This is a genomic window from Halomonas halophila (assembly GCF_030406665.1).
Lineage (GTDB): Bacteria > Pseudomonadota > Gammaproteobacteria > Pseudomonadales > Halomonadaceae > Halomonas > Halomonas halophila.
In genome coordinates, this window is the sequence record NZ_CP129121.1 from 2,811,681 (window position 1) to 2,832,056 (window position 20,376).

Annotated in this window: 20 protein-coding genes; 8 read left to right on the top strand and 12 right to left on the bottom strand. The window is 68.1% G+C overall.

What is annotated here, in order from left to right:
* Positions 1-3 precede the first annotated feature (3 nt).
* A complete protein-coding gene (locus QWG60_RS13225; protein ID WP_035596699.1) occupies positions 4-435 on the bottom strand; it encodes a Na+/H+ antiporter subunit B in 432 nt (143 codons plus the stop codon).
* Positions 428-2,758: a putative monovalent cation/H+ antiporter subunit A gene (locus tag QWG60_RS13230; RefSeq protein ID WP_146909988.1), complete on the bottom strand. Its 2,331-nt coding sequence runs from the start codon at positions 2,756-2,758 to the stop codon at positions 428-430. The genes QWG60_RS13225 and QWG60_RS13230 overlap by 8 nt, the downstream gene beginning before the upstream one ends.
* 245 nt (positions 2,759-3,003) lie before the next feature.
* Here QWG60_RS13230 and QWG60_RS13235 point away from each other — a divergent pair, with 245 nt between their 5' ends.
* Genes QWG60_RS13235 through QWG60_RS13260 form a run of 6 tightly spaced genes read left to right on the top strand, consistent with a single transcriptional unit; the run spans position 3,004 to position 8,881 of the window.
* Complete coding sequence (locus QWG60_RS13235) at positions 3,004-5,826, top strand: monovalent cation/H+ antiporter subunit A (protein ID WP_146909990.1); 2,823 nt, start codon at positions 3,004-3,006, stop codon at positions 5,824-5,826.
* Positions 5,826-6,176 (top strand): Na+/H+ antiporter subunit C, encoded by a 351-nt coding sequence (locus QWG60_RS13240; protein ID WP_035596643.1) that lies wholly within the window; start codon positions 5,826-5,828, stop codon positions 6,174-6,176. Before QWG60_RS13235 ends, QWG60_RS13240 begins: the two co-directional genes overlap by 1 nt.
* A complete protein-coding gene (locus tag QWG60_RS13245; protein WP_035596646.1) occupies positions 6,173-7,684 on the top strand; it encodes a monovalent cation/H+ antiporter subunit D in 1,512 nt (503 codons plus the stop codon). Before QWG60_RS13240 ends, QWG60_RS13245 begins: the two co-directional genes overlap by 4 nt.
* Entirely contained in the window at positions 7,681-8,178 is a 498-nt protein-coding gene (locus QWG60_RS13250) for a Na+/H+ antiporter subunit E (RefSeq protein ID WP_035596648.1), read from the top strand. The genes QWG60_RS13245 and QWG60_RS13250 overlap by 4 nt, the downstream gene beginning before the upstream one ends.
* Positions 8,172-8,441 carry a K+/H+ antiporter subunit F gene (locus QWG60_RS13255; protein WP_016853678.1) on the top strand — a complete coding sequence of 90 codons (270 nt, stop codon included), beginning with the start codon at positions 8,172-8,174 and terminating at the stop codon, positions 8,439-8,441. Before QWG60_RS13250 ends, QWG60_RS13255 begins: the two co-directional genes overlap by 7 nt.
* An 11-nt stretch (positions 8,442-8,452) precedes the next feature.
* Complete coding sequence (locus QWG60_RS13260; RefSeq protein ID WP_035596652.1) at positions 8,453-8,881, top strand: Na+/H+ antiporter subunit G; 429 nt, start codon at positions 8,453-8,455, stop codon at positions 8,879-8,881.
* Positions 8,882-8,969: 88 nt separating this feature from the next.
* Here QWG60_RS13260 and hemH read toward each other — a convergent pair whose 3' ends face one another.
* The gene (gene hemH / locus QWG60_RS13265) at positions 8,970-10,055 is read right to left on the bottom strand and encodes a ferrochelatase (protein WP_035596654.1); all 1,086 of its coding nucleotides are present in this window, start codon (positions 10,053-10,055) and stop codon (positions 8,970-8,972) included.
* A gap of 118 nt (positions 10,056-10,173) precedes the next feature.
* Here hemH and QWG60_RS13270 point away from each other — a divergent pair, with 118 nt between their 5' ends.
* Both QWG60_RS13270 and QWG60_RS13275 read left to right on the top strand, forming a co-directional pair.
* Complete coding sequence (locus QWG60_RS13270) at positions 10,174-11,763, top strand: cryptochrome/photolyase family protein (RefSeq protein ID WP_146909992.1); 1,590 nt, start codon at positions 10,174-10,176, stop codon at positions 11,761-11,763.
* Complete coding sequence (locus tag QWG60_RS13275; RefSeq protein ID WP_237022327.1) at positions 11,763-12,188, top strand: thiol-disulfide oxidoreductase DCC family protein; 426 nt, start codon at positions 11,763-11,765, stop codon at positions 12,186-12,188. The genes QWG60_RS13270 and QWG60_RS13275 overlap by 1 nt, the downstream gene beginning before the upstream one ends.
* A 195-nt stretch (positions 12,189-12,383) precedes the next feature.
* On the opposite strand, the gene QWG60_RS13280 is transcribed toward QWG60_RS13275, so the two are convergent.
* From QWG60_RS13280 to rnr, 9 genes are all read right to left on the bottom strand, one after another.
* Positions 12,384-12,686: a DUF6482 family protein gene (locus QWG60_RS13280; RefSeq protein ID WP_035596658.1), complete on the bottom strand. Its 303-nt coding sequence runs from the start codon at positions 12,684-12,686 to the stop codon at positions 12,384-12,386.
* 137 nt (positions 12,687-12,823) lie between these two features.
* On the bottom strand, positions 12,824-13,117 hold the full coding sequence (locus tag QWG60_RS13285; RefSeq protein WP_035596660.1) for a hypothetical protein: 294 nt from the start codon (positions 13,115-13,117) through the stop codon (positions 12,824-12,826).
* A gap of 67 nt (positions 13,118-13,184) precedes the next feature.
* Entirely contained in the window at positions 13,185-14,573 is a 1,389-nt protein-coding gene (gene dnaB, locus QWG60_RS13290; RefSeq protein ID WP_035596663.1) for a replicative DNA helicase, read from the bottom strand.
* Positions 14,574-14,718: 145 nt separating this feature from the next.
* Positions 14,719-15,165: a 50S ribosomal protein L9 gene (rplI, locus tag QWG60_RS13295; RefSeq protein WP_035596666.1), complete on the bottom strand. Its 447-nt coding sequence runs from the start codon at positions 15,163-15,165 to the stop codon at positions 14,719-14,721.
* Positions 15,166-15,180: 15 nt separating this feature from the next.
* A complete protein-coding gene (locus QWG60_RS13300) occupies positions 15,181-16,032 on the bottom strand; it encodes a hypothetical protein (RefSeq protein WP_035596670.1) in 852 nt (283 codons plus the stop codon).
* Between the two features lie 12 nt (positions 16,033-16,044).
* A complete protein-coding gene (gene rpsR / locus QWG60_RS13305) occupies positions 16,045-16,272 on the bottom strand; it encodes a 30S ribosomal protein S18 (RefSeq protein ID WP_016853668.1) in 228 nt (75 codons plus the stop codon).
* 31 nt (positions 16,273-16,303) lie between these two features.
* Positions 16,304-16,678: a 30S ribosomal protein S6 gene (gene rpsF / locus QWG60_RS13310; RefSeq protein ID WP_016853667.1), complete on the bottom strand. Its 375-nt coding sequence runs from the start codon at positions 16,676-16,678 to the stop codon at positions 16,304-16,306.
* 252 nt (positions 16,679-16,930) lie between these two features.
* Positions 16,931-17,728 (bottom strand): 23S rRNA (guanosine(2251)-2'-O)-methyltransferase RlmB, encoded by a 798-nt coding sequence (rlmB, locus tag QWG60_RS13315; RefSeq protein WP_046078220.1) that lies wholly within the window; start codon positions 17,726-17,728, stop codon positions 16,931-16,933.
* 37 nt (positions 17,729-17,765) lie between these two features.
* The gene (gene rnr / locus QWG60_RS13320) at positions 17,766-20,150 is read right to left on the bottom strand and encodes a ribonuclease R (RefSeq protein ID WP_106487927.1); all 2,385 of its coding nucleotides are present in this window, start codon (positions 20,148-20,150) and stop codon (positions 17,766-17,768) included.
* Positions 20,151-20,376: the final 226 nt, after the last annotated feature.

A 20,376-nucleotide genomic window follows, 5' to 3' on the forward strand; every position in this document is an offset into this window, starting at 1 on the left:
AGGCTATCCCTCATCGTGTCGATCGGTGTCCACCAGGGCGGTGATGGCGGTGAGCACCACGCCCACGACCGCCAGATAGACGCCGATATCGAAGATCAGCGGCGTCGAGGCCTTGAAGTCGATCACCGGAATCGTCCACCAGTGGGCGGTGAAGAAGGGCTCGCCGCTCCACCAGGCCGGCAGCGTCGAGCTCACGCCGAGCAGCAGCCCCACGCCCACCAGGTCGCGCGGCGAGACCCGCAGCACCCGGCGCAGGGCATGACGACCGAAGGCGAACAGGTAGAGCGCGAAGGCCCCTGCCGCCACCAGGCCGGCGATGAAGCCCCCGCCGGGCTCGTCGTGTCCGCGCAGCAGCAGGAACACCGAGAACAGCAGCTGCAGTGGCAGCAGCAGGCGAGCGGCGACGCTCAGGATCAGGGTGCCGGACTTAACCATCGGACGGCCCTCCCGAGCGCCGGTCATCGCGAGCCTCGTACTCGCCGGCGTGGAAGCGCAGCATGGCATAGACGCCCACGGCCGCCAGGGCCAGGACGAAGATCTCGCCCAGGGTGTCCAGGGCGCGGAAATCCACCAGGATGACGTTGACGATGTTGTGCCCGTGCGCCAGCGGCTGGCTGTTGGCGACCATCCAGTCGGAGATGCGCGGCAGGCGCTCCCCGGACAGCACCGAGAGCATCAGCAACGTGATAAGCCCCCCGGTCAGGGTCGCCACCACCAGGTCGCGAAGCCGCTCGAGGGGGGTCGACAGGGTAGCGAAGCGCGGCAGGCGGAACAGCACCAGCGCCAGCAGCACCACGGTGAGGGTCTCCACCAGCAGCTGGGTGATGGCCAGATCCGGCGCGCTGAACAGCACGAAGGTCAGGGCGATGGAGAAGCCCATCACCCCCACCGCCGCCACCGCCGCCAGCCGGGCCCGCATCACGCAGGCGGCCACCGCGCCGGCCACCATCAGCCCGGCGACCACCGCCTCGTGGAAGTGGACCGACAGGCCGAGCTCGATCGCCAGGCCGTGACGGAAGAAGAAGGCGTGCCCCACCAGCCCCAGCAAGACCAGCAGGGTCATCACCAGGTAGTTGCGCATATAGCCGTTCTGCAGGAAGCGAGTCTGCCAGGCCGACAGCGACACCAGGCCCGCCATCAGCGCCGTATAGCCGGCCTCGGGGCCACGCGCCATCAGCGGGTCGAGCCGCCGCAGGGCGACGCGCAGCCGATCCCAGTGGCGATACACCAGCGCCCCCAGCACCAGGCTGGCCACGGACAGCACCAGCGGCAGGTTGACCCCGTGCCACAGCGCCAGGTGCACGCCGGCGCCGGGCGCGCCGATGCCCGCCAGGATGGCGTTGGTCAGGCCATCCAGCCCGCCCGGCGCCAGCCCCAGCCACAGCGACAGCGACGTCAGCAGCAGGGGGCCGGCGAGCATGGAGAAGGGCGGCTCATGGGGCGTGCGGGGCGTCTCCCGAGAGGCACCGTAGAAGGGCCGCAGGGTGACGATCGCCGCCACCGCCAGGGTCAGGAAGGCGGCCGGGAAGGCCAGGGCCAGGAGCAGCCAGCGCCAGGCCGTGGCGCCCAGTACCGAGGCAAACATCAGCTCCTTGCCGACGAAGCCCAGCAACGGTGGCAGGCCGGCCAGCGACAGCCCGGCGACCACGGCCAGCGTGGCGGTCAGCGGCATGGCCCGACGCAGCCCGCCCATGGCGGTGACGTCCTTGGTATCGGTCTCGTGGTCGAGGATGCCGGCGATCAGGAACAGCGTGCCCTTGTAGAGCGAGTGCGCCAGCAGGAAGACCACGAAGGCGCTCAGGGCCCCGGGCGTGCCGATGCCCAGCAGCAGGGTCAGGGTGCCCAGCGCCATCACCGTGGAATAGGCCAGCAGCTTCTTGATGCTGGTGTGATGAATCGCCAGGAAGGCCCCGGTGGCCATGGTCAGGGCGCCGACCAGCGACAGGGTGAGCGTCCAGGTCTCGCTGCCGCCAAGCGCTGGATGCAGACGCGCCAGCAGGTAGATCCCGGCCTTGACCATGGTCGCCGAGTGCAGATAGGCCGAGACCGGGGTCGGCGCCGCCATGGCATTGGGCAGCCAGAAGTGGAAGGGGAACTGGGCCGACTTGGTGAAGGCCCCGACCAGGATGCAGATCAGCAGCGGCGTGTAGAGATCGTGCTGGCGCAGCAGTTCGCCACGCTCGACCAGGGCCGCCAGCGACCAGCTGTCGCCGGCCACGGCCAGCATGACGAAGCCCGCCAGCAGCGCCAGGCCGCCGCCCACCGTCACCAGCAGCCCCTGCTGGGCGGCCTTGCGGGCCGTCGCATCGGTATGATTGAAGCCGATCAGCAGGTAGGAGGTCACACTGGTGAGCTCCCAGAACACGAACAGCGCCACCAGGTTGTCGGCCAGCACCAGGCCCAGCATCGACATCATGAAGGCGGTGATCACCACCAGGAAGCGCGGCAGGTCACGATGGCCACGCAGGTACTCGCCGCTGTAGGCCAGCACCAGGGCGCCGATCACGCTGATCAGCAGGGCGAACAGCAGCGACAGGCCGTCGATCAGGAAAGTCAGGCTGATATCGAGCCCCGGGGCCCAGGCCCATTCCAGGCGCAGGGTGTCGCCCGCGACGATGGTCGGCCACTGGGCCAGCAGCCAGGCGGCGATCCCCGCCGGCAGCGCCGCCATCAGCAGCGGGGTGCGCGCGCCGAACCAGCGATGCAGCAGCGGCGCCATCCCGGCGAGCAAGAAACCTCCCAACACAACCAGTTGCATCGAGCATCCCTCCCTGGCGTCCGCGCGGTCCCAGCGGATGAAAACGTGACCCAACCTTAAAGAGCCCGATTTTGAAAGGCAAGATGGCGCGAGCCGCCGCCCGATACGGTAAGGTATTGCGATTCAACTACTTCATGGGGCTCGATCAGCCCCGGGACGGAGGCGGCGCCTGACCTCTTGCGCGCGGCCGCCCTCTCGGCATGATGACGCTCCGACATGACGCAACCGAGCAGGATGACTGATCGATGACCTTGATGTGGATAGCGCTGCTACCCCTTCTCGGCGTGCTGGTGCCGGCCTTCGGCGCCGGACTGAGACGCCGGGAATGCTCCCTGGCCACCGCCGCCCTGCCCGCCCTGGCATTGCTGCTGATGCTGGCGGAAATCCCCGCCCTGCTCGACGGCGAGACGCTGCGCGTCGCCGTCGACTGGATTCCCTCCCTGGGTCTGGAGCTGGCCTTCCGGTTGGACGGCCTGTCGCTGCTGTTCAACCTGCTGATCCTGGGGATCGGCCTGCTGATCCTGCTCTACGCGCACTACTACCTGGATCCGGACGAGCCCTACGGGCGTTTCTACGCCTACCTGATCCTGTTCATGGCCTCCATGGTCGGCATCGCGATGTCCGACAACCTGCTGCTGCTGTGGATCTTCTGGGAGCTGACCAGCCTCTCGTCCTTCCTGCTGATCGGTTTCTGGTCGCACCGCAGCGATGCCCGCAAGGGCGCGCGCATGGCGCTGACGGTCACCGGCGCCGGCGGGCTGGCGCTGCTGGCCGGCTTCCTGCTGATCGGCGACATCGTCGGCAGCTACGACATGGACACCGTACTGGCCAGCGGCGAGACGATCCTCGCCGACCCACGCTACCCGCTGACCCTGGCCCTGGTGCTGCTGGGCGCCTTCGCCAAGTCGGCCCAGTTCCCCTTCCACTTCTGGCTGCCCCACGCCATGGCGGCGCCGACTCCGGTCTCGGCCTATCTGCACTCGGCGACCATGGTCAAGGCCGGCATCTTCCTGATGGCGCGCCTGCATCCGGCCCTGGCCGGCGGCGAGCTGTGGACCCTGACGGTCTCCCTGGTGGGCATGATCACCATGCTCTATGGCGCCTGGTTCGCGCTGATGAAGACCGACCTCAAGGGCATCCTGGCCTTCTCCACCGTCAGCCACCTCGGTCTGATCACCGTGCTGCTGGGCATCGGCAGCCACATGGCGGTCCTGGCCGCGCTGTTCCACATCATCAACCACGCCACCTTCAAGGCCGCGCTGTTCATGGGGGCCGGCATCGTCGACCACGAGACCGGTACCCGCGAGCTGTCGCGCCTGGGCGGGCTGCGCCGGGCCATGCCGCTGACCGCCGTGCTGACCACCATCACCGGCGCGGCCATGGCCGGCGTGCCGCTGTTCAACGGTTTCCTGTCCAAGGAGATGCTGTTCGCCGAGACCCTGCACACGCCGATCCTCGGTGGCCTGAGCTGGCTGATGCCGGTGCTGGCGACCGCCGGCGGCGTGCTCTCGGTGGCCTATTCGCTGCGTCTGGTCCACGCGGTGTTCTTCAAGGCAGCGACCCAGGCGCCGCCCAAGACGCCCCATGAGCCGCCGCGGCTGATGAGTGCCCCGATGGCGCTGCTGGCCACGCTATGCGTGCTGGTCGGGCTGTTCCCCTCGGCGCTGGCCGGCGGCCTGCTCGACCTGGCCAGTCGCGCCGTGCTGCTGGCGCCGCTGGAGTTCCACCTGGCGATCTGGCATGGCCTCAACCTGCCGCTGGCGATGAGCGCCGTGGCACTGGCGGTCGGCATCGGACTCTACAGCGCCCACTCGCACCTGCGACGCTTCCTGCGCGGCTTCAAGCCGGTGGATGCCCGCCTGGTGTTCGAAGCCGGCGTGCAGCGCGCGGGAAACCGTGCCGAAGCCCTGCTGGAACGCCTCGACAACGCCTCGCTGCAGCGCTACGTGGGGCTTCTGCTGCTGGTGTCCCTGATCTTCGTCGCGCTGGGCCTCGGCAAGATGCCGAGCCTGGCCGGCGAGACGCCACAGCGACCGGTGGACGGCATCCTGCTCACCGGTGCGGCGCTGCTGATCTTCAGCGGTATCGCCACCGTGGTCACCCACCGCTACCGCCTGATCTCGCTGTTGATGCTGTCGATGGTGGGCCTGCTGGTGTCGCTGACCTTCGCCCGTTTCTCCGCCCCGGACCTGGCCCTGACCCAGCTCTCGGTGGAGGTGGTGACCATCATCCTGCTGATGCTGGCGCTGTTCTTCCTGCCCCAGAAGACGCCCCGCGAGTCCTCGATGCCGCGCAACCTGCGCGACATCGCCCTCGCCGGCGGCCTGGGCACGACCATCGCCAGTCTCAACTACGCGGTGCTGACCCGCGACAACGCCGGCATCTCGGGCTTCTTCCTCGACAACAGCGTGTCCGGCGGCGGCGGCCACAACGTGGTCAACGTCATCCTGGTCGACTTCCGCGGCTTCGATACCCTGGGCGAGATCACCGTGCTGGCCATCGCCGGCCTGGCGATCTTCAAGCTGCTCAATCGCCTGCGCCTGTTCATGCCGCACAGCGATACCGAGGGCCGGCTGTGGTGCCCGGACCGCTATCCGATGATCCTGACCACCATCTCCCAGGCGCTGCTGCCCCTGGCCCTGCTGGTGTCCGCCTTCATCTTCCTGCGCGGCCACAACCTGCCGGGCGGCGGCTTCATCGCCGGCCTGATCACCGCCGTGGCGCTGATCCTGCTGCTGATCGCGCGCGGCGTGGAGTGGGCCCAGGCGCGCCTCGACTTCCCCTACCAGCCGGTGGCCATCGCCGGCGTTGGCCTGGCGACCCTGACGGGGGTGGGCAGCTGGCTGTTCGGCTATCCCTTCCTGACCTCGTCCTTCGGCCACTTCCACCTGCCGCTGGTCGGCGACTTCGAGCTGGCCACGGCGATGATCTTCGATCTGGGCGTCTACCTGGCCGTGGTCGGGGCGACGTTGATGATCCTGGCCAACCTCGGCAAGGTCACCACGCCCCACCGGCCGGGCAAGGACGAGACCCCAGCCACCACCTCCAGCGGCAAGGAGAAACGCTGATGGAAAGCCTCTACGCCATCACCACCGGCGTGCTCAGCGCCTGTGGCCTCTACCTGATCCTGCGGGGACGCACCTTCCCCGTGGTGGTGGGCCTGACCCTGCTGTCCTATGCGGTCAACCTGTTCCTGTTCTCCATGGGCGGGCTGACCACCCACGGCGCGGCCATCGTCGACGGCAAGGCCGCCTACGCCGATCCCCTGCCCCAGGCGCTGGTGCTGACCGCCATCGTCATCGGCTTCGCCATGACCGCCTTCGCGGTGATCCTGGCGATGCGGGCCCGGGGCGACATGGGTAACGACCATGTCGACGGCGGCCGCAACCGCGACGACCGAGAGGAGAACCGTCGATGAGCCCACATCTGATCGTTCTGCCCGTCGTGCTGCCGCTGATCGCCGGGGTGCTGCTGCTGCGCACCCGCCACGGCAACCCGCGCAACAAGCGCTGGCTGGGCGTCGGCGCCACCCTGGCGCTGGTGGTGGTCTCGGCGATGCTGGTCGACCGGGCGGCGGGGGGCGAGATCGCCTACTACGCCCTCGGCGACTGGCAGCCGCCGTTCGGCATCGTGCTGGTGCTCGACCGGCTCTCGGCGCTGATGGTGCTGCTGACCTCGGTGCTGGCCCTGGGCTGCGTGATCTTCGCCTGCGGCGGCGACGACGAGCAGGGCAGCAACTTCCATGGCCTCTTCCAGCTGCAGCTGATGGGCATCAACGGCGCCTTCCTGACCGGCGACCTCTTCAACCTCTTCGTGTTCTTCGAGGTGCTGCTGCTGGCCTCCTACGCCCTGCTGCTGCACGGCGGCGGCAGGTCGCGCACCCAGGCCGCGGTCCACTACGTGGTGCTGAACCTGGCCGGCTCGTCGTTGTTCCTGATCGCCGTGGGCACCCTCTACGGCGCCACCGGCACCCTCAACATGGCCGACATGGCCGCCCGCATCGGCGAGCTGCCCGCCGAACGCAGCGGCCTGGTCACCGCCGGCGCGCTGCTGCTGCTGGTGGTGTTCGGCCTCAAGGCCGCCATCCTGCCGCTCTACTTCTGGCTGCCGCGGGCCTATGCCGCGGCCCCGGCCCCGGTGGCGGCGCTGTTCGCCATCATGACCAAGGTCGGCATCTACGCCATCCTGCGAGTCTACTCGCTGATCTTCGGCGAGCAGGCCGGCAGCCTGGCCGCCCTGCAGCAGCCCTGGGTCTGGTGGCTGGCCCTGGCGACCCTGGCCGTGGCCACCCTCGGCGTGCTGGCCGCCCGCGATCTGCGCCTGCTGGTGGCCTATCTGGTGCTGGTCTCGGTGGGCACCCTGCTGGCCGGCGTCGGCATGGGCACAGTCGAGGCCACGTCCTCGCTGCTCTATTACCTGGTGCACAGCACCCTGGTCACCGGCGGCCTGTTCCTGCTCGCCGAGATGATCGGCCTGCAGCGCGGCAAGGCCGGCACGCGCATCGTCCGCGGCCGCCCGCTGACCCAGGGCGGCGCCCTGGCGATGCTGTTCCTGGCCGGCGCCGTGGCCGTGGCCGGCCTGCCGCCGCTGTCCGGCGCCATCGGCAAGGCGCTGCTGCTTGACGCCGCCACGCCCGAGCAACAGCCGTGGCTGTGGCCGCTGCTGCTGATCAGCGGACTGGGCGCCATCATCGCCTTGTCCCGGGCCGGCTCGACGCTGTTCTGGCGCAGCCAGAAGGGCGAGCGCGACGGCGAGCCGCTGCCCCGCCAGCAGTGGATCGGCGTCACCCTGCTGATGGCCACCTCGCCGCTGCTGGTGGCACTGGCGGGCCCGGTGAGCGACTACACCCAGGCCGCCGCCGAGCAGCTAGCCAACCCCGACGCCATGGTCCGCACCCTGCTGTCCGACGCTGGAGACGCCTCATGATCCGCTCTCGCTCCTGGCTTCCGATCCCGATGCTGTCGCTGCTGCTGCTGGTGGTGTGGCTGCTGCTGGTGCGCAGCCTGGCCTTCGGCCAGTTCCTGCTGGGCGGCGCCCTGGCCATCGCCATCCCGCTGCTCACCTATCGCTTCTGGGACGTGCAGCCCAACGTCAAGCGACCCGGGCTGCTGCTGCGCTACGTGCTGCGGGTCCTCGGCGACATCGTGGTCGCCAACTTCCAGGTGGCCTGGCTGATCCTCAACCCGCGTCAGCGCTCGCGGCCTCACTTCGTCGAGTATCCACTGATGCTGGAGGAGCGCTTCACCATCACCCTGCTGGCCAGCACCGTCAGCCTGACGCCGGGCACGGTGTCGGCCAACCTGCGCATGGACGGCCGGACGCTGCTGATCCATGCCCTGGACGTGGAGGATGACGAGGCGCTGATCGAGCAGATCCGCGAACGCTACGAGCGCCCGCTCAAGGAGATCTACGAATGCTAGACATCGCCCTGAAGATCAGCCTGACGCTGGTGATGTTGGCCCTGCTGCTCAACACCTTCCGGCTGACGGTCGGCCCCAGCCTGCCCGACCGCATCCTGGCGCTGGACACCATGTACGTGAACTCCATCGCGCTGATCGTGCTGCTCGGCCTGTGGCTCGGCACCAAGACCTACTTCGAGGCGGCGGTGCTGATCGCCATGCTCGGTTTCATCAGCACCGTGGCGGTCTGCAAGTACCTGCTGCGCGGCGACATCATCGAATAGGAGAGCCCCGCATGACGTTCTACGTGATTCTCGAGGCCATCATCTCGCTGTTCCTGATCGCCGGCGGGGCCTTCGCCTTCATCGGCTCGCTGGGCATGGCCCACCTCCGCGACTTCTACATGCGCCTGCACGGGCCGACCAAGGCGACCACCATGGGCATCGGCTGCACCCTGGTCGCCTCGATGCTCTACTTCGGCATCGCCGACAGCGAGCCGGTGGTGCAGGAGATCCTGATTGCCCTGTTCCTGTTCATCACCGCCCCGGTGAGCGCCCACCTGCTGGCCAAGACCGGCCTGCACCTGCAGCTCAAGTACGTCGACAAGACCCGCGGGCGCCCCGTGGAGCTGCAGGAGGAAGAGGTCGGCCAGACGCCGGTGCCCCACGGTTCGCCCCCCGACCGCGGCCCCATCACGCTCGAGAAGCGCCCGCCGGGACGCTGAAACGGCCGACGCCTACCGCGGCTCGACACGAACGGGCGGCCCCTTGCGGGGCCGCCCGTTCGTGTTGTGACGGCTGGTGATGGACGGCCTACAGCCAGCCGGCGAGCTCCTGGCGGACGATGGCCTCGAGCGCCGCGACGTGATCGTCGCGGGCGTTCAGGCAGGGCACGTAGGTGAAGGTCTCGCCGCCGGCCGCGAGGAAGGCGTCGCGGATCTCCTGCTGGACCTCCTCGAGGGTCTCCACGCAGTCGGCGGAGAAGGCCGGGGAGATCACCGCGATATGCCTGCGCCCCTGGCGAGCCAGCTCGGCGACCCGCTCCACGGTGGCCGGCCCCACCCACTCCTCGGGACCGAACTTGGACTGGAAGGTGGTCTCGATCGCCGCATCGTCGACCCCCAGACGCTCCTGCAGCAGCCGAGTGGTCTGGCGGCAGTGGCAGTAGTAGGGATCGCCCTCGTCGAGGTAGCGCTTGGGCACGCCGTGATAGGAGGCCACCAGCACCTCCGGGGTCGACTCGGCGGCCGCATAGGCCTCGCGCACCGAGGCGGTGAGCGCCTCGAGGTAGGCCGGATGCCGGTAATAGGCGGGCACGGTGCGGATCGCCGGCTGCCACTTGAGGCGCATCAGGGTGCGGAAGGCCTGGTCGTTGGCGGTGGCGGTGGTCGGCGAGCCGTACTGGGGATAGAGCGGAAAGAACAGGATGCGCTCGCAGCCCCGGGCCTGCAGGCGACGCAGCACGCTGTCGGTGGAGGGATTGCCGTAGCGCATGCAGAAGTCCACCTCGACCTGGTCGCCGTAGGCCGTCTCGAGCCGCTCGCTCAGCTTCTCCGTCTGTTCCCGGGTGATGGTCAGCAGCGGGCTCTCGTCACGCTCCTGGTTCCAGATGCTGCGATAGGCCTTGCCGGAAATGAAGGGGCGCCGGGTCAGGATCACCAGCTGCAGCAGCGGCTGCCACAGCCAGCGCGAATAGTCGACCACGCGACGGTCGGACAGGAACTCGCCGAGGTAGCGGCGCATCGACCAGTAGTCCGTGGCGTCCGGCGTGCCGAGATTGACCAGCACCACACCGACCTTGGCGCGAGGCAGCGCGGGATGTTCCGCTGGCGCATGCCGCAGCCGCCCCTCTCCCGGTGAGTCCCGCTCGGCATCGGATGAGTGCTCTAAGGCTGGCATGGCGCGCGTTCCCCGTGGTCGACATGAGACGAAACTGAATGACCTAGCCTACCATCACGGGCGTTCGGGCGAAATATCGTTATACTATCGGTTAGATTTGTACAATTTCTGGTGAACCATGTCCCGTCCGCTGATCCTGGTGCTCGGCGACCAGCTCGATGTCGATCTGGCGAGCCTTCGCGAGGCGCCGCCCGAGGCCGTCATCGCCCTGTGCGAGGCCGCCGAGGAAGGCCGCTATGTGCCCCACCACCCCCAGAAGATCGCCCTGGTCCTGGCCGCCATGCGTCACTTCGCCGCCGACCTGCGCGACCGCGGCCACCGCGTCCACTACAGCGCCCTGGACGACCCCGACAACGCCCAGACGCTGCTCGACGAGGCCGAGCGACTGGCACGCCTGTACGGCTGCGACGAGATCCGCGCGGTGCGCCCGGGCGAGTGGCGGCTGTGGCAGGCCATGCGCGAACGCCAGGGCAGTGCCCTGCCCTGGCGGCTGATCGAGGACGATCGCTTCTACACCACCCCCGACGACTTCGCCGCCTGGGAGCAGGGACGCAAGTCACCGCGCCTGGAGTACTTCTACCGCGAGATGCGTCGCCGCACCGGCCTGCTGATGGAGGACGACGCGCCCGCCGGCGGGCGCTGGAACTACGACCACGACAACCGCGAGCCACTGCCCGAGGGGATCGAGGTGCCCGCCCCGCCCCGCCATCGCCGCGATGACGTGACCCGCGAGGTCATGACGCTGGTGGAAGAACACTTCGGAGACCACTTCGGTGACCTCGCGGGCTTTCACTGGCCGGTGACCCGGCGCCAGGCCCTGGCCGACCTGCGCCACTTCCTCGCCGAACTGCTGCCCGACTTCGGCCGCTACCAGGACGCCATCAGCGACAGCGAGCCCTTCCTGTTCCACTCACGGCTGTCGGCGGCACTGAACCTCGGCCTGCTCTCGCCACGGGAGCTGTGCGAGGGCGCCGAGCGCGAGTATCATCAGGGCCGCGCGCCGCTCAACGCGGCGGAGGGCTTCATTCGCCAGATACTGGGCTGGCGGGAATACGTGCGCGGCCTCTACTGGACGCGTATGCCCGACTACAAGCGTGCCAACGCCCTGGGGGCGAACCGCGGGCTGCCGGCCTGCTACTGGACCGGCGACACCGAACTGCGCTGCCTGAAGCGTGCCATCGAGATGACCCGCGACAATGCCTACGCCCACCACATCCAGCGGCTGATGGTCACCGGCAACGTCGCGCTGCTGTGCGACGTGGCGCCGGACGCGCTGTGCGACTGGTACCTGGCGGTCTACGCCGACGCCTGCGAGTGGGTGGAGCTGCCCAACACCCTGGGCATGGTGCTGCACGGCGACGGCGGGCTGATGGGCTCCAAGCCCTACTGCGCCTCGGGCAAGTACATCGACCGCATGTCGGACCACTGCCGGCACTGCCGCTTCGATCCCAAACGGGTCGTCGGCGACAACGCCTGCCCGCTCAACAGCCTCTACTGGCGCTTCCTCGAGACCCACCGCGAGGCGCTGTCGGGCAACCACCGCATGAAGCTGATCTACGGCTCGCTGGACCGCATGTCGGACGACAAGCGGGCGGCGATGCGCGACCAGGCCGAGGCCTTCCTCGCCGGGCTCGAAACCGAGCCGGCCTACGGTCGAGGCGAGCACCGCGCCGGCTATCATGACGCCACCGACCACGGAGCCCCCTGATGATGCACCGCCCGCGCTCGACACGTCGCGCCCCCTCGCCTCGTCACGCCGTCTCGCCGGTGACACTCTTCCACGACGGCCACTGCCCCTTCTGCCAGCGTGAAGTCGCCTGGCTGGCGCGCCACCCGCGCCGCGAGCGGGTCAGGTTGGTCGACATCCAGACGACCGACGTCGCCGCCGAATGGGGGCGTTCGTTCGAGGTCATGATGGGCCGCCTTCACCTGCGCGACGCCGACGGCACCTGGTTCGTCGGCATGGACGCCAGCCGGGCGCTCTACGCGGTGCTGGGCTATCGTCGCCTGGTGGCGCTGTCGATGCTGCCGGGCCTGGCGTGGGGCGTCGATCGCGGCTATGCCGTCTTCGCTCGCTACCGGATCGGGCTGGGGCAGCGCTGGCAGGCCTGGACGAGGCGCTCGGATCGCTGAGCGATGGGGGCGACGCCATCGGGCACGGCGAGAACGCGACGGAAACCGGGCTGGCCGGAAAGGCCGGAAGACGCGGGGGAAAACATGCCACCAGTCGGGTCGGGGAGCGCGCTGAGGCGTACGGTGGCAGGTCGGTGGGCCGGCGCGATGCCGGAGGTCGGTGAATGGTGATCGAGGAAAGGCGCGGCTCGCAGGCTAGAACACCAGCGGCATGCGAGAGCTGAGCGCGTCGTGGTAGTTAGCGTCGCGACCGATCATCTCGTCGTGCGCCACGTACTGCACCAGATAGGCACGGTGGATGCCGGCGCGCTTGAGCTCGAGGTAGACGTCGTCGAGGGCGCGGAACAACATCGGCTTGCCGCGCTGGGTCAGCAGGTGGCGCTGGCCCTCGATGTCTTCCAGTTCGACCTGGTAGACGCGGCTGCCGGCATGGCTGATCACGCGGATCTCGAAGTTGTCGTGCTGGGCCACGAAGGCCTTGAGGTCATTGAAGTCCATGATCCCTCCATCGGGATATCTCAGGATGAATGCTGATACAGTCTCGTCCTGTCGGATGACACGACGATGACGGCACCGTATCGCCCTGAGACCGATGGAGGGCACCGGGGTTCCCGGCGGGAAGCCGCCGAAGGCGGTTACTGGTAGTCGGCGGGATCGATCGCCTTGCCCAGGGAGTTGCGGTCGACCCACTTGCCGGCCTTGGTCTCCTTGTAGCGGAACACCACGCGATCGCCGACCGCGACCGGCAGCTCCGAGTCCTCGGTCTGGTAGCTGTAGTCCTCGCCGTCCACCACCAGCTGGTAGCGATAGAGATCCGGCATGCCCAGCCACTCCTTGAACGGCCCTTCGCGTTCCACGGACTGCAATTCGCCGCGCGCCTCGAGCTTCGGGGTGCGCCGCCGATTACCGCGCTGAAATCCGCCTGCCATGGTGCTTCTCCAGTGTGCTGTTCGAGGGGTGGGGATTATACGGCGCCGGCTGCCCCGCTCAAGGGGGTCACTCGCCGAAGGTGTCGCCATAGCTGTCCGGCGCCAGATCCTCGAAGCGGGTGTACTTGCCGATGAACGCCATGTGCACCGTGCCGATCGGCCCGTTACGCTGCTTGCCGATGATGAATTCGGCCAGTCCCTGGTTGTCGGGGTTATCCGGATTGTAGACCTCATCGCGATAGACGAAGCCGATCAGGTCGGCGTCCTGCTCGATGGCGCCGGACTCGCGCAGGTCCGACATCACCGGGCGCTTGTTGGGACGCTGCTCCAGCGAGCGGTTGAGCTGCGACAGCGCCACCACCGGGCAGCCGAATTCCTTCGCCAGACCCTTGAGCGAGCGCGAGATCTCCGAGATCTCGCCGGTGCGGTTCTCGGAGAAACCCGGTACCTGCATCAGCTGCAGGTAATCGATCATGATCATCGCCAGGTTGCCGTGCTCACGCACGATCCGGCGCACCCGCGAGCGCATCTCGTTGGGCGACAGCGCCGCGGTGTCGTCGATGAACAGCTGCTTGTCCTTGAGCAGGTTCACCGCCGAGGTCAGGCGCGGCCAGTCCTCGTCCTCGAGCTGACCCGTCCGCACCCGGGTCTGGTCGATGCGCCCCAGCGACGAGAGCATCCGCAGCATGATCGCTTCGCCCGGCATCTCCATCGAGAACACCACCACCGGCTTGTCGCTGGAGATCACCGCATGCTCGACCAGGTTCATGGCGAAGGTGGTCTTGCCCATGGACGGGCGCCCGGCCACGATCACCAGGTCCGAAGGCTGCAGTCCGGAGGTCATGTCGTCCAGGTCGCGGAAGCCGGTCGACAGGCCGGTCATCTCGCCCTGCATGTTGAACATCTCGTCGATGCGATCCACCGCCTTGGCCAGCAGGTCGCTCATGCCGACCGGGCCACCCTCCTTGGGCCGCTCCTCGCTGATCTGGAAGACCAGGCGCTCGGCCTCGTTGACGAGCTCGTCGGCGGGCCGCCCCTGGGGCGCGAAGGCGCTCTCGGCGACCTGGTTGGCGGCATGGATCAGCTTGCGCAGGGTGGCCCGCTCGCGAACAATGTCGGCATAGGCGCGGATGTTGCTGGCCGACGGCGTGTTGCGTGCCAGCTCCGCCAGGGTGGCCAGGCCGCCCACGGTCTCGAGCTGATCACGCCCCTCCAACGCCTCGGACAGGGTCACCACGTCCAGCGGCCGCGCCTCCTCGGCCAGCGTCGCCATGACGTTGAAGATCAGGCGATGCTCGTAGCGATAGAAGTCGTTGGCCACCAGCCGGTCGGCCACGCTGTCCCAGGCCTGGTTGTCGAGCATCAGTCCGCCGAGCACCGACTGCTCGGCCTCCAGCGAGTGAGGCGGCACCTTCAGCGCCGCGGTTTCCTGATCGAGCTCGAGGGATTCGTTCATTGGGGCGGGCACCTCCGCAACATGGGCCGGCACATTCTACCTCGAAGGACGCCTGACGCCCCAGCCGGGATAACGTGGCACGGGCAAGCAAAAAAGGGCGCGAGGATTTCTCCTCGCGCCCCTGGCGTCCGCGGGGGAGTCGGGCTTATTCGGCCACGACCACCACGCGCACGGTGGCGTCGACTTCGGCGTGCAGGTGCAGCGCGATGTCGTATTCGCCGGTCTGACGGATCGGACCTTCCGGCATGCGGACTTCGCTCTTCTCTACCTCGATGCCGGCAGAGGAGATGGCGTCGGCCAGGTCGCGCGGACCGATGGAACCGAACAGCTTGCCTTCATCGCCGGCCTTGGCGACCAGGGACAGCTCGATGTCGTTGAGCTGTTCGGCGCGGGCTTCGGCTTCGGCCTTGCGCTCGGCGGCCTGAGCTTCGAGCTCGGCACGCTGGGCCTCGAAGGCTTCGATGTTGTCCTTGGTGGCCGGCACGGCGAGGCCGTAGGGCACCAGGTAGTTGCGGCCATAACCGGGCTTGACGGTGACCTGGTCACCCAGACCGCCCAGCTTGCCAATCTTGTCGAGCAGAATGACTTCCATCTCGTAAACCTCTTGTCAGTCGCTGCGGCCGAGTCGTCCGCGAATATCCGCGAACGCGTCGATCAGGGCCGCAAGCAGCACGATGAGAATCATGGGCCAGGTGGTGATCAGCAGCACATAGAAGGCGACCAGCCACAGCCCGTTCATTCCCTTCAATCCGATAACACCGTGCACCAGCGCGATGCCGGCCACCAGCAACGGCACCCAGAGCATCAGGCCGAGGCCGGGCAGCACCAGCACCGTGCCGATGACGAGAAACGCCATCAGCACCAGCAGCTCGCGGGGCACCAGGCGCAGGGCCTGGAACTCCTCGCGAAAGCCGCCGGGGTTGTAGAGCCCCGCCTGCCAGCTCCTGGCCAGGGCCAGGCAGGCCACCGAGGCCAGCAGCACGATCAGCCCGGTGACGCCGCCGATCAGCATCTCGGCCAGCCGTTCGGTCTCGAGCCCCTGGCGCGAGAGCTCGTCGAGCATCGAGGCGAACTCCGGCGAGCCCTGGCGCAGCTGCTCCAGCAGGGGCCCGGTGCCGCCCGGCGGCACGAAGATGCCCAGCTGGATCATCGCCGCCCCGGCGAGGGCGCCGACGATCAGCGTCTCGCTCCAGCGCAGGCGCGAGCGCAGCACCACCGCCATCAGCGTGACCAGCAGGATGCAGGCCAGCGGGATGACGTCACCCCGGGTCCACCACCAGCCCGCCGGCACGGCGGCGGCGACGATCACCGGGAGCGCCGGTGCCAGGCCGCGGCGCAGCGTGACCAGGCCGGCGATCGCCGCGCCCAGCCAGAACAGCCAGGGGACCAGTGTGGCCGCGGCCGCCCCGGCGACTGCCTGGGGCGTACCGCGCATCATCCAGCGGGCGACGGGCAGCATCACGCTAGTGTCTTACTGGTGGCTATCGGTGTAGGGCAGCAGCGCCAGGTAGCGAGCCCGCTTGATGGCGGTGGACAGCTGACGCTGGTAACGGGCCTTGGTCCCGGTGATGCGGCTGGGAACGATCTTGCCGGTCTCGGTGATGTAGGCCTTGAGGGTGTCCAGATCCTTGTAATCGATCTGCTTCACGCCTTCAGCGGTGAAACGGCAGAACTTGCGGCGACGGAAAAAGCGTGCCATGGGAAAGACTCCTTAGCGTGCGATGTGTGGCTTAGGCGGACTGGGCGGGACGCGACGGCTTCTCGTCACGACGGGCGCGCTTCTCTTCCGCCGGCTTCATCATCGGGGAAGCCTCAGTGACGGCTTCCTTGCAGCGCACGACCAGGCTGCGGATGATGGCGTCGTTGAAGCGGAAGATGTTCTCGATTTCCTCGAGAGTCTCGCCGCGGCACTCGACGTTCATCAGCACGTAGTGAGCCTTGTGGATCTTGTTGATCGGGTAGGCCAGGTGACGGCGACCCCAATCTTCGAGGCGATGCACGGTACCGCCGTTCTCGGTGACGATGCTGGTGTAGCGCTCGACCATCGCCGGAACCTGCTCGCTCTGGTCCGGGTGGACCATGAACACGACTTCGTAATGACGCATGGGTTCTCCTTGCGGTTTGGCAGCTTCCAGAGAGGCGTGAGGCCCCAGGGGAAGCAAGGAGGTGATTATCGAAATACACGATGTCCGTTCGTCGGACGAACGGGCGCCAGTATTCTAAAGAGCGCGCGCCAGATGCGCAAGCTGGAAGACAGCATGAACTCCGCCATCATGGGGTCAAGGATTGTCTTCAAGCTTCCGGCTCAAGCCCGCGAAGCGGGCGTTCTTCCAGGTGCGAAGCACCGCTCTTTAAGCTTATGGCTTCAAGCTTCTTTGCCGGACCGCCTCGAACAGGCCGATGCCGGTGGCCACCGAAACGTTGAGGCTCGAGACGCTGCCGGCCATGGGCAGCTTGACCAGCTGGTCGCAGGCCTCGCGGGTCAGCCGGCGCATGCCCTTGCCCTCGGCGCCCATCACCAGCGCCGTGGGCCCGGCCAGATCGGCCTCGAACAGGCTCGCCTCGGCCTCGCCGGCGGTGCCGGTGATCCACACGCCGAGCGCCTTGAGCTTGCCCAGCGCACGAGCCAGGTTAGTGACCTGATAGACCGGCACGCTCTCGGCGGCGCCACAGGCCACCTTGCGCACCGTGGCGTTGAGCGGCGCCGACTTGTCCTTGGGCACCACCACGCCGTGGGCACCGGCGGCGTCGGCGCTGCGCAGGCAGGCGCCGAAGTTGTGCACGTCGGTCACCCCGTCGAGCACCAGCAGCAGCGGCGCCTCGGCGTTCGACCAGCCCTGGAGGCGATGCCACAGCGCGGCTTCGGCCTCGAAGGCCAGCGGCGGGCAGAAGGCCACGATGCCTTGATGGGCGGCCCCCTGGGCGAGGCGATCCAGGTCGTCGCGGGGATGGGCACTGACCCGGGCGCCGCGTGCCCGAGCCTGATCGACCAGCTCGACGAGACGGCCACCGGCCTCCCCTTCCTGCAGCCAAAGCTCGCGCGGGGCTTCTCCCCGATCGAGCAGCGCCCGCACCGCGTGCACGCCGTAGACGGCATCCAGGCCGTTCGGCATCTTGGGCCCGCGGCGCGGCGCGGGCTTGTTCTTCGCTTTCATCGACATCTCGGTTCTTCTCGACATCCCGGCATCGGCCTCAGCGACGACGCGGGCCGCGGCGGCGACGCTTGTTGCCGCCGCTCTTCTCGCCGTCGCCCGAGGACTGGCCCTGGGCGCCGCCCTGACCACTACCCTTGCCCTGCGAGCCTCCGCGCTTGCGCGACTTGCGCTGCGGCCTGGGCTGGTCGTCGGCCAGCTCGAAGTCGATCTTGCGATCGTCCAGGTCGACCCGCGCCACCTGCACCGAAACGCCGTCGCCGAGGCGATAGCTCATGCCGCTGCGCTCGCCCTTGAGGCGATGCTTCTCGGCCTCGTAGTGGTAGTAGTCGGAGGGCAGCGAGGTGACGTGCACCAGGCCCTCGACGAAGAACTCGTCGAGGCGCACGAAGATGCCGAACTGGGTCACCGAGGCGATGGTGCCGCTGTAGACCTCGCCGAGCTTGTCGGACATGAACTCGCACTTCAGCCAGCTCTCGACGTCGCGGGTGGCGTCATCGGCGCGCCGCTCGGTCATCGAGCAGTGCTCGCCCAGTTCGAGCATCTGCTCGAAGGTATAGGGGCACCACTTGCTCGGCGGCTCCACCGGTGCGCCCTCCTCGCGCAGCACGGTCGCGGTCTGGCGCGGCCCGCGGATCACCGAGCGGATCGCCCGGTGCACGAGCAGGTCGGGGTAGCGACGGATCGGCGAGGTGAAGTGGGCATAGGCCGGATAGGCCAGGCCAAAGTGCCCCTCGTTCTGGGGCGAGTAGACCGCCTGGCTCATGGAGCGCAGCATCACCGTCTGGATGATGTCGGCGTCCTCGCGGCCGCGGATGGTCTCGGCCAGGGTCTGGTAGTCCTGGGGCGTGGGCTCGTCGCCACCGGGCAGCGACAGGCCCAGCTCGTTGAGGAACAGCCGCAGCTTGTCGAGGCGCTCCGGCGAGGGCCGCTCGTGGATGCGATACAGCGCCGGCAGGTCGTGCTTGTCGAGGAAGCGCGCGGTGGCGACGTTGGCCGCCAGCATGCACTCCTCGATGATCTTGTGGGCGTCGTTGCGCGAACGCGGCACGATCTTCTCGATCTTGCGCTCGTCGTTGAAGACGATCGCCGTCTCGGTGGTCTCGAAGTCGATGGCGCCGCGCTCGTCGCGGGCACCGCGCAGCACCTTGTAGAGGGAGTGCAGGTCGTTCAGCGGCTTGACCAGCTCGCTGTACTGCTCACGCAGCGCGTCGCCCTGCTCGTCCTCGTCGTCGAGGATCGAGGCGACCTTGTTGTAGGTCAGGCGTGCGTGGGAACGGAACACCGCCTCGTAGAAACGATAGCGGCTGATGGCGCCCTTCTGGGAGATGTTCATCTCGCAGACCATCGCCAGGCGGTCGACGTCCGGGTTCAGCGAGCACAGGCCGTTGGACAGCAGCTCCGGCAGCATCGGCACGACCTGACCCGGGAAATACACCGAGTTGCCGCGGCTGATCGCCTCCTGATCCAGGGGGCTGCCAGGACGCACGTAGTGGGAGACGTCGGCGATGGCCACCAGCAGCTTCCAGCTGCCGGACTTGGTCTGCCAGGCGCAGACGGCGTCGTCGAAGTCGCGGGCGGACTCGTCGTCGATGGTCACCAGCGGCAGGTGGCGCAGGTCGACGCGGTGCGCCTTGTCGTCCTCGGCCACCTCGGCGGACATGCCGGCGATCTGGTCCTGCACCTCCGGCGGAAACTCGGACGGGATCTCGTAGCTGCGGATGGCGATGTCGATCTCCATCCCCGGATCCATCCGCTCGCCCATCACCTCGGTGACATGACCCACCGGCTGCACGCGGGTGGCCGGCTGCTTGACGATGTCGGCCGAGATCACCTGGCCGTCGCGGGCACCGCCGTTGGCGTTATGCGGAATGATGATTTCCTGGGCGATGCGCGGATTCTCGGGAATCAGCACGCCGAACTCGGGGGTGTTCTCGCGATAGACGCCGACGATGTTCTGGGTATTGCGCGCCAGCACCTCGACGATGGTGGCCTCGTCGCGGCCGCGGCGGTCGCGGCCGCTGATGCGCACCAGCACGTGGTCGTTATGGAACACGCGGCGCATCTGGCGCGGCGGCAGCACCAGGTCGGGCTTCTTGCCGTCATCGCGCAGCAGGAAGCCGATGCCGTCGCGGTGGCCGAGTACCCGGCCCTTGATCAGGTCGAGCTTGTCGATCAGCGCATAGGCGCCGCGGCGATTGCGCAGCACCTGGCCGTCGCGCTCCATGGCCGACAGCCGGCGGCGCACGGCCTCCTGCAGATCCTCGTCCTCGAGGCCCAGCATCTCGCTCATGGCCTCGTGGGTGATCGGCTTGCCGTATTCCTCGAGCCGCGCCAGCAGGTATTCGCGGCTGGGCGCCGGCTTGTCGTACTTGTGGGCCTCGCGGCTGGCGTGCAGATCGTCGCTGAGCGTCCAGTGATTCATGCGGAGAGCATCCTTGGCAGGGTCGGGGACGACGTAAGGAGGGTGGCGCTCACGCGCCGCGGGCATGCAGTGATGCAATAGGGGTCTCTTGTCATGGCGGCAGTATAGCGTTGCGCAAGGGCGCACCCAACCATGTGCCGGCCGATAAAGGGACCGGAGACGCAAAAAAAGCCACCTGCCGACACACGAGGGGTTGCATCACCGAAAATTTACGGTAATATACGCG

What these genes read in the sequence shown, in the direction of transcription:
- QWG60_RS13225 (WP_035596699.1), bottom strand. Translation starts at nt 435, where the DNA reads ATGGTTAAGTCCGGCACCCTGATCCTGAGCGTCGCCGCTCGCCTGCTG.
- QWG60_RS13230 (WP_146909988.1), bottom strand. Translation starts at nt 2,758, where the DNA reads ATGCAACTGGTTGTGTTGGGAGGTTTCTTGCTCGCCGGGATGGCGCCG.
- QWG60_RS13235 (WP_146909990.1), top strand. Translation starts at nt 3,004, where the DNA reads ATGACCTTGATGTGGATAGCGCTGCTACCCCTTCTCGGCGTGCTGGTG.
- QWG60_RS13240 (WP_035596643.1), top strand. Translation starts at nt 5,826, where the DNA reads ATGGAAAGCCTCTACGCCATCACCACCGGCGTGCTCAGCGCCTGTGGC.
- QWG60_RS13245 (WP_035596646.1), top strand. Translation starts at nt 6,173, where the DNA reads ATGAGCCCACATCTGATCGTTCTGCCCGTCGTGCTGCCGCTGATCGCC.
- QWG60_RS13250 (WP_035596648.1), top strand. Translation starts at nt 7,681, where the DNA reads ATGATCCGCTCTCGCTCCTGGCTTCCGATCCCGATGCTGTCGCTGCTG.
- QWG60_RS13255 (WP_016853678.1), top strand. Translation starts at nt 8,172, where the DNA reads ATGCTAGACATCGCCCTGAAGATCAGCCTGACGCTGGTGATGTTGGCC.
- QWG60_RS13260 (WP_035596652.1), top strand. Translation starts at nt 8,453, where the DNA reads ATGACGTTCTACGTGATTCTCGAGGCCATCATCTCGCTGTTCCTGATC.
- hemH (WP_035596654.1), bottom strand. Translation starts at nt 10,055, where the DNA reads ATGCCAGCCTTAGAGCACTCATCCGATGCCGAGCGGGACTCACCGGGA.
- QWG60_RS13270 (WP_146909992.1), top strand. Translation starts at nt 10,174, where the DNA reads ATGTCCCGTCCGCTGATCCTGGTGCTCGGCGACCAGCTCGATGTCGAT.
- QWG60_RS13275 (WP_237022327.1), top strand. Translation starts at nt 11,763, where the DNA reads ATGATGCACCGCCCGCGCTCGACACGTCGCGCCCCCTCGCCTCGTCAC.
- QWG60_RS13280 (WP_035596658.1), bottom strand. Translation starts at nt 12,686, where the DNA reads ATGGACTTCAATGACCTCAAGGCCTTCGTGGCCCAGCACGACAACTTC.
- QWG60_RS13285 (WP_035596660.1), bottom strand. Translation starts at nt 13,117, where the DNA reads ATGGCAGGCGGATTTCAGCGCGGTAATCGGCGGCGCACCCCGAAGCTC.
- dnaB (WP_035596663.1), bottom strand. Translation starts at nt 14,573, where the DNA reads ATGAACGAATCCCTCGAGCTCGATCAGGAAACCGCGGCGCTGAAGGTG.
- rplI (WP_035596666.1), bottom strand. Translation starts at nt 15,165, where the DNA reads ATGGAAGTCATTCTGCTCGACAAGATTGGCAAGCTGGGCGGTCTGGGT.
- QWG60_RS13300 (WP_035596670.1), bottom strand. Translation starts at nt 16,032, where the DNA reads ATGCTGCCCGTCGCCCGCTGGATGATGCGCGGTACGCCCCAGGCAGTC.
- rpsR (WP_016853668.1), bottom strand. Translation starts at nt 16,272, where the DNA reads ATGGCACGCTTTTTCCGTCGCCGCAAGTTCTGCCGTTTCACCGCTGAA.
- rpsF (WP_016853667.1), bottom strand. Translation starts at nt 16,678, where the DNA reads ATGCGTCATTACGAAGTCGTGTTCATGGTCCACCCGGACCAGAGCGAG.
- rlmB (WP_046078220.1), bottom strand. Translation starts at nt 17,728, where the DNA reads ATGAAAGCGAAGAACAAGCCCGCGCCGCGCCGCGGGCCCAAGATGCCG.
- rnr (WP_106487927.1), bottom strand. Translation starts at nt 20,150, where the DNA reads ATGAATCACTGGACGCTCAGCGACGATCTGCACGCCAGCCGCGAGGCC.